The 16,160-nt window shown below is 66.6% G+C and carries 8 protein-coding genes; 6 read left to right on the top strand and 2 right to left on the bottom strand.

What is annotated here, in order from left to right; all coding sequences use genetic code 11:
- The first annotated feature begins 161 nt into the window (after positions 1 to 161).
- From NNX34_RS00945 to NNX34_RS00930, 4 genes are all read left to right on the top strand, one after another.
- Positions 162 to 821: an SAF domain-containing protein gene (locus tag NNX34_RS00945; RefSeq protein ID WP_255764716.1), complete on the top strand. Its 660-nt coding sequence runs from the start codon at positions 162 to 164 to the stop codon at positions 819 to 821.
- Complete coding sequence (locus NNX34_RS00940) at positions 818 to 2,122, top strand: chromosome partitioning protein (RefSeq protein WP_255764715.1); 1,305 nt, start codon at positions 818 to 820, stop codon at positions 2,120 to 2,122. Before NNX34_RS00945 ends, NNX34_RS00940 begins: the two co-directional genes overlap by 4 nt.
- Before the next feature lie 83 nt (positions 2,123 to 2,205).
- Positions 2,206 to 7,080 carry an NAD-glutamate dehydrogenase gene (locus NNX34_RS00935; protein ID WP_255764714.1) on the top strand — a complete coding sequence of 1,625 codons (4,875 nt, stop codon included), beginning with the start codon at positions 2,206 to 2,208 and terminating at the stop codon, positions 7,078 to 7,080.
- A gap of 12 nt (positions 7,081 to 7,092) precedes the next feature.
- Positions 7,093 to 8,574 carry a sensor histidine kinase gene (locus NNX34_RS00930; protein ID WP_227918357.1) on the top strand — a complete coding sequence of 494 codons (1,482 nt, stop codon included), beginning with the start codon at positions 7,093 to 7,095 and terminating at the stop codon, positions 8,572 to 8,574.
- A 93-nt stretch (positions 8,575 to 8,667) separates the two neighbouring features.
- Here the strand turns inward: NNX34_RS00930 and NNX34_RS00925 are convergent, their stop codons facing one another.
- Positions 8,668 to 8,916, bottom strand: coding sequence for a WhiB family transcriptional regulator (locus tag NNX34_RS00925; protein ID WP_055239553.1), 249 nt, complete (start codon positions 8,914 to 8,916; stop codon positions 8,668 to 8,670).
- A gap of 416 nt (positions 8,917 to 9,332) precedes the next feature.
- Between NNX34_RS00925 and NNX34_RS00920 the strand changes: the two genes are divergently transcribed.
- Positions 9,333 to 9,755, top strand: coding sequence for a hypothetical protein (locus NNX34_RS00920; RefSeq protein ID WP_255764713.1), 423 nt, complete (start codon positions 9,333 to 9,335; stop codon positions 9,753 to 9,755).
- 54 nt (positions 9,756 to 9,809) lie between these two features.
- Here NNX34_RS00920 and NNX34_RS00915 read toward each other — a convergent pair whose 3' ends face one another.
- Positions 9,810 to 13,835 (bottom strand): FtsK/SpoIIIE domain-containing protein, encoded by a 4,026-nt coding sequence (locus NNX34_RS00915; protein ID WP_255764712.1) that lies wholly within the window; start codon positions 13,833 to 13,835, stop codon positions 9,810 to 9,812.
- Between the two features lie 283 nt (positions 13,836 to 14,118).
- On the opposite strand from NNX34_RS00915, the gene NNX34_RS16090 reads away from it, so the two are divergent.
- Complete coding sequence (locus NNX34_RS16090; protein WP_255764711.1) at positions 14,119 to 16,068, top strand: acyltransferase family protein; 1,950 nt, start codon at positions 14,119 to 14,121, stop codon at positions 16,066 to 16,068.
- The last annotated feature ends 92 nt before the right edge of the window (positions 16,069 to 16,160 follow it).

The following is a 16,160-nucleotide window of genomic DNA, read 5'->3' as shown; positions in this document are numbered from 1 at the left end:
GATGGGTTATCCACAGATCCGACTTTCCTGACAACCACCGTTTCTTTCCCGCTGCGCTTCCTCCACAATGACCCGAATGAGGCCCCCGGCGCGGGGCGAGGGGAGCCTGGAGACAAGCCAAGGCGGAACGCAATGGGGATTGCAGTGGAAAACGGGGGAGCATGAGTCTGACTGACCACCGCACACCGGGGGCGGAACCGGCGGCCGCACGGCTGCGCAAGCCGTCATGGCGGGACCCGCGGCTCCTGCTCGGGATCCTGTTGGTGCTCGGGTCCATCGCCGGCGTCGTGACGCTGGTGGACAGCGCCGATCGGACTACGGACGTCTATGCCGTGAAGCAGGATATTCCTCCGGGGGCGCCTATCAGTGCCGAAGACCTGGTTGCGGTGCCGGTCCGGCTGGGGAACGCCGAAGAGCTTTACCTTCCCATTGCCGCGGGCCTGCCGGAGAACGCCGTAGCGGGTGCAGCGCTTCGGCAGGGGGAACTGGTGGCACGGTCCGCACTGGTCGAACGGGACGCGCTGGACCGCAAGCCCGTCGGCCTGCGGGTCGAGGACCCGCTGCCCGCCAGCACCGAGGCAGGATCACGCGTGGACATCTGGGCGGCCACGCCCAATGCCCGCAACGGATTCGACGAGCCGAAGCAGCTGATCGAAGCGGCCGAAATATCGGAGCTGGCCGTCACCGAGTCCGCCCTGGGCGCCAACCGCAGTACGGAGCTCCTGGTCCTGGTTGACGATTCGGACCTCCCGCTGCTGCTGAGCGCGTTGTCCAACCAGGCCAAGATCACCGTGGTCCACAACCCCGCATCAGGCTCGTGAACATCCCTGTCGCTACGGTGGGGGCCGCTACCGCCGGTGTCCTTGACGGGCTGGAACGCCTGCAGGGACCTGTCACGGTGGTGCGGCGGTGCACCGAGCTGACGGAGCTCGTGGCCGTGTCGCAGAGCGGGATCGTGCGTGCCGCCGTCGTCGTCGACGAGGCCGGGGACCTCACGGCGGCACTGGCGGAACGGCTGGCGGCTGCCGGGGTGGCCCTCGTGGCGCTCACCGACGATCCTGTGCTTCAACCGCGGCTGGACGCCCTGCGGATAGTCAATGCCCCCAGCGGAGTTGACCCGGGTGCGCTCGCCGAACTGATTGCCGCTGCCGTCCGGGCGTTGGACCAGGACGTGGAAGGCGGGGCTCCGGCGGGCCGCAACGCGCTCGCCGACCCTGCCGCGGCATTTGGGGCCGGCAGCACGGGACCGGGACCGGCAGGCGCCGCGGAACCGGACGGCTGCAGGGGCACCGTCACCGCTGTCTGGGGTCCGGCAGGAGCACCGGGCAGGACCACGCTGGCCGTCAACCTGGCGGCCGAAGCGGCTGCTGCCGGCGCGGAGGTGCTCCTTATCGACGCAGACACCTACGGCTCCAGCGTGGCGGTGAGCCTCGGCCTCCTCGACGAATCCGCCGGAGTGGCGCAGGCCTGCCGCCTTGCCGACCAGGGGCTGCTCGACGACGCCGCGCTGCGCAGGCTTTCGGCCAGCGTCTCCCTGCGGGGGCAGCGGCTGGCAGTGCTTACCGGTATCACCCGCTCTGACCGCTGGGTGGAACTGCGCCCCGCGGCGCTCGCGGGCGTCCTCGATACGGCACGCCGGGTTGCCGACCTGACCGTCGTGGACTGCGGATTCTCCCTGGAAACAGATGAGGAACTGAGCTTCGACACCATGGCCCCGCGCCGCAACGCCTCCACCCTGCTGGTACTCGACGCTGCGGACACCGTCTACGCCGTAGGTGCCGCCGACTCCGTGGGAGTTCCCCGCCTGGTCCGGGCCCTGTCGGATCTCACCGCGGCGGTTCCGGCCGTCGAGCCGCGGGTCGTGTTGAACAAGGTCCGGGCCTCCTCCGTTGGACGGCAGCCCGAAAGCCAGCTGCGCGGAGCATGGGAAAGATTCGGGCCGGGAGGGGAAATCGCCGCTTTCCTTCCGGCCGACTACGCCGCCGCCGATGCTTCCCTGCTCTCCGGGACCGCGCTGCTGGAAACCGCGCCGGCGTCGGTCCTCCGCGCGGCCATAGCGGAGCTGGCAGGCGTGCAGGTTCCCCGGCGCCGCCGCGGCGCACGCAGGACGGGGGCAAAGTGACCTTTGGCGCATTCGCGGCTAGGCTCGATAAGAAGAGGCTGCAACGGGGCAGCCGGACGTAAGTACTATCGGAGGCGTATTACATGTCGTCAGGATCCCGCATCGCGGATCTTTTCAGTTCGGACACTTCCCTGGATGAATTCATCGGGAACTACTACGAGCATCTGGCGCGTGAAGATGCGCAGGCCTACGCGCCGTCGGTTCTGAGGGAGCGGGCGCAAAAGCACATGGAACTGGCGCTGACCCGCGCCGAAGGCACCGCCGCCGTCGACATGGTGGATCAAGGCGATACCAGCGTCATCCTTATTGTCACGGATGACATGCCCTTCCTTGTCGACTCCGTGACGGCAGAGCTGGTGCGCCGCAACGCCGCTATCCGGCTGGTGGTGCACCCCATTTTCCTGGCTACCCGGGATCCCCGGACCGGGGAGCTGCAGCAGGTGCAGCGGGTTCCCGCTGCCGCCGGCGTCTCCAGCGGCGACACCGCCGCCCTGCCGAACCTGGCCGACCTGTTGGGCGGCGGCGACGGCGGCACCACCAAGGTGGAATCCTGGATCGCCATCGATGTTGCCCGGATTACCGACGAGGAGAAGCGCTCCGAACTCGTCGAAGGCCTGCAGAAGGTGCTGGGCGACGTGCGGATCGCGGTCTCGGACTGGCCGGCCATGCGCTCGAAGGTGCACGAGATCGCGCGTTCGCTCGAAGCGGTGCCCGGGGCACGGGACATCCCCGACCTGCAGCAGGCACGCGAACTGCTGACATGGCTGGACAACGGTAACTTCACCTTCCTGGGCTACCGGGAATACGACCTCATCACCGAAGACGGCGAAGACGCCCTCCGTCCCACTGAAGGCAGCGGACTGGGGCTGCTGCGCCTGCACTCCACCCGGCGGGTCCAGCGACTGACCGGTGCAGGCCGCGCAAAGGCACGCGAAAAGCGCGCCCTGGTCATTACCAAGGCCAACTCACGTTCCACCGTGCACCGGCCTGCCTACCTCGATTACCTCGGGGTCAAGCGGTTCGACGAGCAGGGCAACGTCAACGGCGAACGCCGTTTTATCGGGCTCTTCGCCACCGGCGCCTATACCGGCTCCGTGCGCAGCATCCCGATCGTCCGGGACAAGGTCCGCGATGTGATGCGTACCTGCGGGTTCCCGGCCGATTCGCATTCCGGCAAGGACCTGCTCTCCATCCTGGAAACCTACCCCCGCGACGAACTCTTCCAGATCGACCCCTCGACGCTGTTGGATACGTCCCTGGCCATCCTTCGCCTGCAGGAACGGCGGCGCACCCGGTTGTTCCTCCGGCCGGACATCTACGGCCGGTTCATGTCCGCCATCGTCTTCCTGCCCCGTGACCGCTACACGACGCCGGTCCGGCTGCGCATCCAGGACGAACTGCGCTCCACCTTCAACGCAGAGTCCATCGATTTCGAAGCGCGGATGACGGAATCCGCGCTCGCCCGCCTCTTCTTCCGGATCAGGCTTCCCCGCGGCCAGGAAATCACCGACGTTGATGCCGCTGAACTCCAGGCCCGGCTCGTGCAGGCGACACGCTCATGGAGCGAGGGCATCGAAGAGGTAGTCCGCACCCAGTTCTCCCGCGAGGAGGCAGAAAAGCTCTCCGCACTCTGGGCTGACGCCTTCCCGGCCGCCTACCGCGTGGCCTACGAAGTCGAAGATGCCCTGGAGGACATTGCCCGGTTCGAAGCACGGCTCGCCCGCCCGGAAACCGCGCCGGAACTGTTCGTCTACATTCCGTCCGGCACCCACGGCGAAGGCACCGACGGCGAACGCACCGACGTCGAAGGCCCGGAGGACGCCCGACTGAAGCTCTACCTGACCGAGCCGAAATCACTGACCCAGATCCTGCCGTTCCTGCACAACCTCGGGTTGGAAGTGCTCGACGAACGTCCCTTCGAGATCCGGCGGGGCGACGGTACGACCTTCTACCTTTACGACCTGGGCCTCGTCTACCCCGCCGGCATCGATCCGATGGAGACCGGATCCCTGCTGGCCGAAGCCTTCCGTGCCGGTTTGTCCGGGACTGCCGAGTCCGACGCTTTTGACCGGCTGATCCTGCGGCAGGGACTGCGCTGGCGCCAGGTGGTCATCCTTCGGGCGTACGCAAAGTACATGCGCCAGGTCGGCACGGCGAACTCCTACGGTTTCGTGGCAGGCACACTGCTGGCCAACCCCGACGTCGCCCATGCACTGATCGCGCTCTTCGAAGGACGCTTTGATCCGGACCTGACCGAGGACGAGCGGCGGGCCGCCGTCGAGCAGGCCGGCGCCGCCCTGGAGACCGGCCTCGAGCAGGTGCCGACGCTCGACGCCGACCGCGTGCTGCGCACCTTTGCCACCCTGATCAACGCCACGCTGCGCACCAATTTCTACCAGGACAAGGCGTACGTCAGTTTCAAGCTGAACACCGGTGCCATCGACGGTGCTCCGTTCCCCCGCCCGAAGTACGAAATCTGGGTCTACTCGCCACGGGTGGAAGGCGTGCACCTGCGCTTCGGCGAGGTAGCCCGCGGCGGGCTGCGCTGGTCCGACCGGCGCGAAGACTTCCGCACCGAAGTCCTGGGGCTGGTCAAGGCCCAGACGGTCAAGAACGCAGTGATCGTTCCCACCGGCGCCAAGGGCGGTTTCTACGCCAAGAAGCTGCCCGATCCCGCCGTGGACCGCGGTGCCTGGATGGAAGAGGGCAAGAACAGCTACCGCACCTTCATCCGGGGCATGCTGGACCTGACCGACAACCTCGTGGTCAAGGAGTCCGGCGAGGAAGTAGTGCCGCCGGAGCGCGTGGTCCGCCACGACGGTGACGACAGCTACCTGGTGGTGGCTGCGGACAAGGGCACGGCGTCGTTCTCCGACATTGCCAACTCCATCTCCGCCGACTACAACTTCTGGCTTGGTGACGCCTTCGCCTCGGGCGGCTCCGTGGGTTACGACCACAAGGCCATGGGCATCACCGCCCGCGGCGCCTGGGAATCCGTCAAGCGGCACTTCAGCGAACTCGGGATCGACACCCAGAACCAGGACTTCACCGTGGTCGGTGTCGGCGACATGAGCGGCGACGTGTTCGGCAACGGCATGCTTTTGTCCGAACACATCAAGCTGGTGGCTGCCTTCGACCACCGGCACATCTTCCTGGATCCGAACCCCGACGCAGCCCGGTCGCATGCCGAACGGAAGCGCCTCTTCGAGCTTCCCCGCTCGTCGTGGGCGGACTATGACGAGTCCTTGATCAGCGCCGGCGGCGGCATTTTCCCGCGCCAGTCCAAGAGCATTCCGCTGTCGGCGGAGGTTCGCAAGGTTCTGGGCCTGCCCGACACGGCAACCAAGATGAGCCCGCCCGAACTGTTGAAAGCCATCCTTACGGCACCGGTGGACCTGCTCTACAACGGCGGTATCGGCACCTACGTGAAGTCCTCGGCCGAGACCTCCGCCGATGTCGGAGACAAGGCAAATGACGCCATCCGCGTGGACGGCCGTGACCTCCGGGTCAAGGTTATCGGCGAAGGCGGAAACCTGGGAATGACGCAGCGCGGACGCATCGAGGCGGCCCGCGCCGGGGTCATCCTCAATACCGACGCGATCGACAACTCCGCAGGCGTGGACTGCTCGGACCACGAAGTGAACATCAAGATCTTCGTGGACCGGATGGTCGCCGCCGGCCGGCTGGATCCGCAGGAGCGTGCGGAGTTCCTTCACTCGATGACCGACGAAGTCGGGCAGCTCGTCCTGCAGGACAACATCGACCAGAACATGCTGCTGCTCAACGACCGGCAGCGGGTCGTGGAAGCCAGCCCGAGTTTCGAGCGCCTGATGGACTGGCTCGAGGAACATGCCGACCTTGACCGTGAACTCGAGGCCCTGCCCGGCAACCAGGAACTGCACGCGCGCATTGCCGCAGGTGAGGGCGGCCTGACGTCGCCCGAACTGGCCGTGCTTGCGGCGTATGCAAAGATCGAGCTGACGAAGGCGCTGACGCGCTCGAACCTGGCCGACGATCCCTACTTTGCCGGTACCCTGCGCCGGTATTTCCCGAAGCAGATCGTCGAGCGTTTCGGGGACCAGCTGGACACCCATCCGCTGCGCCGCGAAATCATCTCCACCGTGGTAGCCAACGACATGATCAACATCGGCGGCATCACTTTCGCCTTCCGGGTGATCGAGGAAACCTCGGCGACCGAAGCGGAGACGGCCCGTGCCTTCACCGCGCTGCGGGAGATCTACGGCATTGACAAGGTCCTGGCGGAACTTGGCGGCCTACCCGCCGGCTTCCCGACGGAGACCTGGTCAATGATGCATTTGGACCTGCGGCGGCTGCTGGACCGCGCGGTGCGCTGGTTCGTCAACCACGTTGGCCGGGGAACAACGATCGCCGAGGACATCGAAGCATTCCGGCCCGTCGTCCAGCCGTTGATCTCGGACCTGACGCGTTTCCTGCGCGGTTCCGATGCCGAGCGGGTGGAAGGCATGCTGCAGAAGGCGCGCGAGCTGGACATCCCGAAGGAACTGGGGACGTACTGGGCCGAGCAGTTCGAGTCGTTCGGCCTGCTCGATGTTGCCCTGTCCAGCAAGGCAACCGGAGTTCCGGCGGATGAAGTCGCTGGCGTGTACTACGCCGTCTACGACCAGTACGGGATTGACGACCTGCTGAACCGGATCACGAAGCTGCCCCGTGAAGACAGGTGGCAGTCCCTGGCGCGAGCAGCCCTGCGTGATGACCTGTACTCGACGGTTGCCGATATGACGGTGGCTGTGCTGGAGGCTACTCCTGACCGGTCCGGCACGGATCCGTCGGAGCGCCTGCAGGCATGGGAGCAGGAGAATGCCGACCACCTGCAGCGCGCCTCCAAGATGTTCAGCGAAGTAAACCGCCTGGAGGAGGACGACATGGCATCGCTTTCCGTCGCCCTTCGCCTGCTTCGTTCCATCGTCCGCCGCTAGTCCGGGGTACCAGTGGCAATCTTTACCGACCCGATCAAGGACCACGCGGATTTCGGCCCCGGCGACGCCGAATGGCTGCACCTGCTGGTGGGGGACTGGCAGCTTGTTGCCGATCTCGCATTCGCCGACCTGGCGCTGTGGTTCCCCGTGCCCGACGGCGGCTACGTGGCGCTGGCGCATGCCCGCCCGTCGACGTCGCACACGGTGTTCCACAGCGACTTTGTCGGCGAACGCATCCGCGCGGACCTGCACCCGCTGGTGGACGCTGCGTGGCGAAGCCAGCACATAGAGCGGTCCAGTGAAACCAGCTGGACCGCGGAAACAGCCATGCGGGTGGAAGCGATTCCGTTCGTCCGCAACGGCCGGACCCTGGCCGTGGTGACCTCGCACATGGACCTGTCCAGCTCGCGGATGCCCTCGCGCCTGGAACTGACCTACCGGCAATGTGCCTACGACCTGCTGCGGATGGGAACGCTGGGCCTCTGGCCCGACTTCGCCACGCCTACCGGGTCCCGCCGGGGTGCTCCCCGCGTGGGAGACGGGTTGATCAGGCTCGATGCCGAAGGGATTGTGCAGTACGCCAGTCCTAACGGCGTTTCTGCATTCCGCCGGCTGGGCGACATGGAGACTCTCGAGGGGCGTTCCCTCGCGGAGATCACCACGGCGCTGCTCAAGGACCGGCGCATGGTTGATGAAACGCTGCCGCTGGTGGTCACCGGGCGGATGCCGTGGCGGACGGAGATAGAGTCCCGCGGCGTAAGCCTTTCCCTGCGCGCCATCCCGCTGCGGGACGAAAAGGAACGTTTCGGTGCCCTGGTGCTCTGCCGCGATGTCTCCGAACTGCGCCGCCGTGAGATGGAACTGGTGTCAAAGGACGCCACCATCCGCGAAATCCACCACCGGGTGAAGAACAACCTCCAGACCGTTGCGGCGTTGCTGCGGATGCAGTCACGGCGGATGGAGAGCGATGAAGGCAAACTGGGCCTTGCCCAGGCCATGCGCCGAGTGTCCACCATTGCACTGGTGCACGAGACCCTGTCCCAGGGCCTGACGCAGAACGTGGACTTCGACGAGCTGATCGACCGCCAGTTCCGGCTGTCCGCCGAAGTTGCCTCGCCGACGCAGGAAGTCCGGACCCGCCGCGAAGGATCCTTCGGCGAACTTCCGAGCGACCTTGCCACTCCACTGGCCCTGGTCATCAATGAACTGGTGACCAACGCGGTCGAACACGGACTGGCGGGCCGGCGCGGCACAGTCGGACTGGCTGCGCAGCGGCACGGCGAAGCCGGCCGTGAGGAACGGCTCACCGTGACGGTGAGCGACGACGGCGTGGGCCTGCCGCCCGGACCGCGGCGGGAGGGCCTGGGCCTGCAGATTGTCCGGACCCTGGTCCAGAGCGAACTGGACGGCACCATCGAGTGGTCCGCAGGCGAAAGCGGCGGCACGGAAGTCCGGATCGACATGGGCCTGGATACCGAGTACCGGCGTACCTGATCCCGCGGGAATACTCCCGGTACAACAAAGGGCCGCTGCCAATGGCAGCGGCCCTTTGTTGTACCGGCATCATTTCCGCCGGGGAAGTCCTGCTTACGAGGCGCGGCGGGCGCGCGCTGCGCGGCGCTTCAACGCGCGGCGTTCGTCTTCGCTCATGCCGCCCCATACGCCGGCGTCCTGGCCGGTTTCGATTGCCCACTGGAGGCAGGTATCGATCACCGGGCAGCGGCGACAGACGCTCTTGGCTTCTTCGATCTGAAGAAGAGCCGGGCCGGTATTGCCCACGGGAAAGAAAAGCTCCGGATCTTTATCCAGGCAAGCTGCGCGGCTCCGCCAATCCATGTTGATCACTATCTCCTCTGAAAAGTTGACTCCTACGTGTTTGTGAAAACATTCACGAGCAACTACAAACTAAAGGGGCCGGTTTCGGCCCCTGTTTTCCCTTGTTCTAGCGTGGCACGTCAGGCCAAAGCAAACAAGGGGTATCGGGCGGAAAATATGGCAGCAGGGCTGAGGGATGCATCACATTACCTGCGTGCGCCGAACCGGGAATTGCTAATTCGTTCCAGTTCCGGAAGTCACACAGCCGGACATTGTTGTGTCTCACCCGCCCCTTACCCCGGTGTCTGTCGGGTGGTTAATGTGACGCCGGGACCGGGCCGAACCGGGGCCTTTGCCGGGCGCCGTGAAGAGCTGTCTGCTGGGCCGCCGAGTTCCTTCGGGGCTCCAGGGGAGACGATGTCCGGTATTCTGCCAGTGTGTCAACACCCCAGAAACCTCCCTCGGTGCAGCGTGCCCCCGCTGTGCTTGCCATCGCCGCCGTGCTCGTACTCGAAGCCCTTTGCCTGCTTGGTTTCGCGGCGTGGTACGGCTACCAATTGGCGACTTCGACACCGCTGTCCATGGGCGGCGCCGTCTTCACGCTGGTCTTTGCCGTGGCCCTCGCAGTGTGGCTGCTGGCAGTGGGGCACTTCTTTTTCCGCGGATACCGCTGGACCCGCTCCGCAGCCCTGGTCTGGCAGCTCTTTGTAGTGATCCTGGCCGTTCCGACCCTGCAGGCAGGCCTGGTCCTGGCCGGCCTCGGGTTGCTGCTGCCCGCTGCGGCGGTCCTGCTGCTCCTGTTCACAAAGCCGGTCCTGGCACACACCAGCAGGCTCACGGACAGCAACAAAACCTTCTAGGCGGCATCCCGGTCCCGCCGGGCCCCGGAAAACCGAGCCGTCCGGAGCCTGTCGCTAAGCGGGAAGAGCATAGGCAGCCTGCGCTTCGATGACCTCCGTCCCGTCGACGAGGTAGCACCGGCCCGGCGGACGGCGGGCGGCCGGATCAACCCGAACGCCGAACACATCCCCGTCCGCCTGCGTCACGGGCCGCAGCAGTGCCCCGAGCGGTGCCGATCGGATGTGCAGGGCCAGCGGGACCCGCGCAGTCAACTGGTGCCCGGACACTGCCGCAACGACAATCCTGGCGCCCCGGGCCTGGACCCCGGCGAGTCTCTGATGGGCCGGTACCGGCAGGGAATCCGAGTCATCTACCAGGATCAGGAAGCGGCGCAGATCCTCCTGCCGCCGTTCCAGGGCGGAAAACACCGGTTCCAGTTCTTCCTGTGTCGACACCAAGCAGCACTCCAGGGAGGAGTCGGCGGAGCGCTGGAGCTGGCGGAGGAACGTAGTCCGGCCCGAACCCCGCGGTCCGGCCACCAGGAAAACCGATCCGGGCGGGATCCGGACTGAAGCGGTGTCGAGTTCGTCGCCGTACACCCCCACGGGCAGATGGTCCGTGGTCGGGGCCGGCCCCAGAGCTGAGGGCCGGACGGACACAGGCAGGTTTTCGATCCGGTGCGGCCGCGGGCGGCCCGGCGGCAACGGGATCAGCTGCTCCGGATCCACCCGTGGGTCGTGGGCGAGCAGCTGGGCGGACAGGCCTTCTGCGGTTCCGCATCGTCCTTGAACCAAGGCGCGTCCCCTAACCCGGTCCATGGGCGGAAGCCGTGGCCAGATCAGCAGTGTTTCGGCGCTGGCATCCGCGGGGAAGAACATGCGGTTGGGGATGAGGGGAAAGAAACGGGCGTTGAGGACCTCCCGGTCCCCGGCCAGAACGACGCAGATGCCCGCCCGTTCCCCGTCTCGGACCAGGTCCGCCAGATCCTCTTCTCCGGACAGCCCGCGGCCGGACCGAAACGCCGTACACCAGCGGGCCCAGCCGGTAATGATCAGCGTGGTCCCTCCAGCGGCTCCGCCGTCAGCGGCCATGCCAATGCCGGAGTGCTGCGGGTCGACGCTTCCGGCGTGACTATGGCCGCCCGGTGCCCGGAACGGCGCCGTGGCCTGCAGGATCAGGGATGCCAGATAAGCCAGGACACGGGCGGCGCGGGCCGTGTCATGGGAGCCCACGTAGGCGCCGGTCTGCTCTGCCGCCGCCAGCCACGCGAGGCTGCCGTCTGCGTCCAGAATGTACAGATGCCGGCCGGGCAATTCGGCGAGGTGCTGCCCGGCGATGAGCGCCAGGGCGTCCGGAGCCCCGGACCTCGGAGCACCCAGGACCGCCAGATGGGAGTCTGCCTCCGGATGCCAGGACAGGGTGCGCTGCCGTTGTTTTCCCGGTTCATCCAGCAGTCCGAGCACTAGCCCGCCCGGCAGCTGCTCCCGGATGTCGTCGGCGCAGCGGGTGAGCTGGCCAGCGGTCAGGGAAGAGGGGAGGGGCGGCCGTACTGGGCTGAATGGAACAGGAAAGCCCCCGATAGCGGCTGCCGCCCGAACTGCGGAAACCACCCGATTCAGCGCCTTCGGGTCCCCCACGGCGTCGGCACCCGGGGAATGGTAATACTCCGCCAGTTCCTTGAGGGGACTCTCGCCCGTACCGCTGCGCAGGGACGTGGACAGGCTTTGAAACAAGTGCGGGGGCAGGCCGCCTTTGCTGACGTATGCCCGTCCCGGGATGTCCGGAGGGATGGCGGCCGCCGCGTCCGTGGTGATGACATCGCGGGACTCGACGCCGGACTGAACGCGCAGTGCGATGCTCGTGGCAATGTTCGCCCGGATATCGGTGGTGATGGCTCCCTGGGGACGCTGCGTTGCCAGGAGGAGATGCAGCCCAAGGGAACGTCCGATGGCCGCAATCCGCAGCAGCTCGGGAAGGGCAGCGGGCACCTCGTCAGCGAGCATCCGGAATTCGTCAACCACAACCAGTAACCGGGGGAGCCCCTCCGCCGGACGGTGTCCTGCGTTGTAGGCGGAAAGGTTGTCCGCCCCGACGCCGGCGAGGAGAACCTCCCGGCGGCGGACCTCGGCACGCAGGGAGACAAGCGCCCGCGCAACGGTCTCTGCGGAGAAATCCGTCAGGAGCCCCACGGAATGCGGCAACGGTGCGAGGGGGCCAAGTCCGGACCCACCCTTGAAATCGATCAGCAGGACGGTGAACAGCGTCGGGGGATGCGAAGCAGCCAGGGAGCCCACGAAAGTGCGCAGGAATTCGGATTTTCCGGACCCGGTGGTTCCCGCCACCAGGAAATGCGGGCCGTCCTTATCCAGGTCCAGGGTGACCGGCCCGGATGGTGAGACACCGACGACGGCCGCGGCGCCGTCGGCCCGGGCATCTGCCTGCCAACCGCCCAGGATCTGATCCGGGGCCGGCGGATGGAATTCGTCGAAAGCGGCTGCCGATGGGAGCCGGCCCGGTACGTCGGCGGGCCGCGGTAGCCGACGGGCCGCCAGCCGCCGGCTGAGCCGCTCGAAGGTCCCCGGCTGGATCAAGTCGGGAACAAAGTCGAACGTGGCGGCCCCCGACGCAAAGGTGCCGCGGCCTCCCAGCAGCGTTACCGTCACCGGCGCAGGCGGTCCCCCCATCCTGATGATGCCCGCGTGTGCGGAGTGGGGTTCGGGCAGGGACTGGAGCAGCTGCCCGGCGTGCTCCGCCCAGGAACGGTGGACGAACAGGACGAACGGGACGCCTCCGGAGGGGACGGGAAGATCGCTGAGAAGGGCGCGTAAGCGGGCGGAAGCGGAACCGACGGCCGCAGGCGAAGCCGCCGGCAGTGCCGCAAGGGCGACGCGGGGCAGGAACCTGGCGGATGTTTCCAGTTCTGCGGCGGTCCCGACGCAGACAATCAGCGGGCCGTCCGCGGCGGACGCCTGGAGGAGCAGTGTTCTGCCCAGGGCAGCAGTATCACGCGCGGACCCCTGCAGGCAGATCTCCCGGTCCTTGCCCAGGAAAAGGACCACCGGTGCCTCCTGCAGCTGCGGCGGTTTGAAATGCGGCTGCGGCGGAACCGCCTCCAGATTCGCCGGCTGCGTGCCCGCTCCGATCCGCACCGGACACACCGGGGTGCTGTGCACCCGGCCGTTCCGCTGCGGCACCGATTCCATGGCCAAGGCGGTCGCTCCGGGATCCGGTGCAGCCAGTTTGCGCCGTCGGCCGTCCTCTTCCGCAGCCCGGGCAATGGCAGCGGCCTGTTCGCGCCGCCGGCGGCGGGCACCCGCAGCGGTGATCAGGGCGGTAACTGCGGAGACGGCGCTGAAGGCCAGGAACATCCACATGCCGGTTGCCAATGCGAGCACGATGCCGAGGACCAACGGAAGCAGCGCCCCCACCAGGAGAAGCCCGGTTTTTGCTCCGTGCTCCGGAAACCGGACGGTCAGCGGCTGGAAGGGGTCTTCCGGAGGACCCGGTGCCTCCTGCCATGCGGCGGGAAGGAACAGCCGGCAACTGCTGTAACCGAATTTCAACAGAGATCCTGTGTCCACGACGGCCCTCCGGACACGGCGGCCGTCGACCCAGGTGCCGTTGGCGGAACCCGAATCACGAAGCAGCACTGTTTCGGCTCCCACCACGAGCTCCGCGTGCTGCCGGGACAAGGCCGGGTCGGCAATGCCGACCTTCGGCGGGGGTCCGCCGTCCGCAGGGCCCGCCCTGCCGATGGCATGCGTGCCCCGTTGCAGGGCAATGATGTTCCCGGCATCAGGTCCGGTGCACACGGCCAGCCGCAGGGGAGGGGCGGCGGCATGAGCCGCATCTGCACCGGGGACGCCGCCGTCGGGTGAGTCCGTGGAATGGAGGATCACGGCCCCGGTGATGAACGGGGCGTCGCCCGGCGTCAGCTGCTCCAGCGGGGAACCATGGATCGTATACCGTCCCGGACCGTAGCGTTGCTCAAGGAGCACGGCGACAGCGTTTCCGGAAAGCGCTGCAGTCATCTTGATCACCACCTCGCGCCGGGTCATGCCCGCCGGCGGAACCGTGCCCGGCGCCGAGGCAACGGTCATATGAAGCAGCAAATTTCCTCCAACCCGTGCGGTGGTCTCGCCGATCCTGCTGTTGAGGAATTCAGCCTAAGGGCCGCCCGGCGGCATCCGCCGCGGCGGCCCGGACCCTGGGGATGACGGGTCCGACGGCACCGCCTGTGCAGGAAAGGTGAGGTGCCGGCGTTACACTCCACATGGGGAATGTCGCTTCAGAAAGGCCAGTGTGACCCGCCAGATTTCGTCTTTACCGCAGTCAGCGGATCGGCTTTCGCCGACGCCCGCCAACCCCGGATACCGACCTGAGGTGCAGGGCCTTCGGGCGCTTGCTGTCCTCATGGTGGCCAGCTACCACATCTGGTTCGGCCGGGTGTCCGGGGGCGTGGATGTCTTCCTCCTGGTCTCTGCTTTCCTGCTCTCGCTCTCCTTCATCCGGAAAGGCGAGACCGGCCGGAGGCTGCAGCTGCGGCAGTACTGGACGCGTGTTTTCCAACGCCTGCTGCCCGCCGCGGCAGTCGTGATCCTGGGGACGCTCGTCGCTACGGCGCTGTTCGTGCCCCGGAGCCGGTGGATGGAGATCTTTGCGCAGGCCTGGACATCGCTGCTGTACGTACAGAACTGGGCCCTGGCAGCGAACTCCGTGGACTACTACGCGGAAGACCAGAGCGTGGCGAGCCCGTTCCAGCACTTCTGGTCACTGTCGGTACAGGGCCAGGTCTTCATCCTCTGGCCGTTGCTGTTTGCGCTCTGTGCCCTGATTGCCAGGGCGTGGCGGAAGCGGTTCCGCAGCGTTGTCCTCGCGGTTTTCGGGGTGGTCTTTGCAGCGTCGTTGACCTTCTCTGTCATTGAGACCTACACAAACCAGGCCCACGCCTACTTCGATACCCGTACGCGGTTGTGGGAATTTGCCTTCGGTACCTTGCTCGCCCTTGCCCTTCCCTACCTGCATCCGGGCAGGGGACTGAGGATAGCCGCCGGATGGATCGGCCTGGCCGCGATCCTCAGCGGCGGGTTCATCCTCGATGTGCAGGGGCAGTTCCCCGGGTTTGTGGCGCTTTGGCCCCTGGCGGCAGCGGCGCTGGTCATCCTGGCCGGACAGACCGGCAGCCGTTTCGGCGTGGACCGGTTCCTGTCCTGGGGCCCCCTGGTCCGGATGGGTGATATGTCCTATGCCCTTTATCTGTGGCACTGGCCCGTGCTGGTCATTTACCTTGCCTGGCGGGACCGGCAGGAAGTGGGGCTCGTCGGGGGTTCGTTCATCATTGCGCTTTCACTGGCACTGGCGTATCTGACGACCCGCTTTGTAGACAATCCCCTCCGTGCGGTGCAGGGACCGGCCCCCGGGAAGCGCGCCGTCACTGTGATCGTTGCCTGTTTGGCCGCGGTGGCGGTGCCGTTGGCGGGCTTGCAGTATTCGCTCAAGGTGCAGGATGACAAGCGGCAGGCGGAAGCCGAGATCAATTACCCCGGCGCCCGGGTCCTCCTTCCGGGATACGACGGCGCGCCGACGGGAGTGCCGGTCCGTCCGGCGTCGGCCGCCGATCCGCAGAGCTGGGGAGACCTCCCGCTGAAATGCTCGCAGATCCCGGACGGCCCGTCGGACCCGATTCTCGAAGACGGCTGTTTCAGTACCTCGAACACGGGTTCGGCGGAGCGGACGATCCTTATCATCGGCAGCTCGCATGCACAGCAGTGGATCGAAGCGATCGAACCGATGGTCGAAACGCACAACTATCGGATCGTAGCGTTGCTGCGGGGCGGCTGCCCCTACGGTGATTTTTCGGATAACGAGCCGGAGGGCTGCAGCGGGTTCAACGAGGCGGCAACTGAATACGCCCTGGAGATGAAGCCCGATGCCGTCGTCACCGTTGTCACCGCGGCGAGGGCCGACCAAGGTGACGACGCCATGATGGACGGTTTCCCGGCTGCGGCCGAACGGCTCAGTGACGCCGGAATCGAAGTCGTCGGTCTCCGCGACAATCCCCGCTTCTCCTTCGACATGCAGGTCTGTGCCGAGGTGAACGGTCCCGAGGACTGCACCGTTCCGCTCCAGCTGTCCCCGGACTTTCCGCCCGCCGAATACGCCGGCGGCACTTCATTCATCGATTTTTCGGATCTGATCTGTCCCGAAGGGCTCTGCAGGCCGGTGATCGGGAACAGCTACGTCTACCTCGACGACAACCACCTGACCGCCGGCTTTACGTCCTCCATGGCCTCGGAATTCGAGCGAAGGTTCCACCAGGCGGTCAGCTGGTAGCGGCACCCTGCAAGTGGCCGCCAGGGCCTCCGACGGCGGTCCGCAGGGTGCGCTGAAAGTGCCTGCGCGGCAATAGTCGGATACCCTTGACC

Origin of the sequence: Arthrobacter sp. zg-Y1116 (genome assembly GCF_024385485.1) — a bacterium.
GTDB lineage: Bacteria > Actinomycetota > Actinomycetes > Actinomycetales > Micrococcaceae > Arthrobacter_B.
This window is presented reverse-complemented; position numbering and strand designations above follow the sequence as displayed.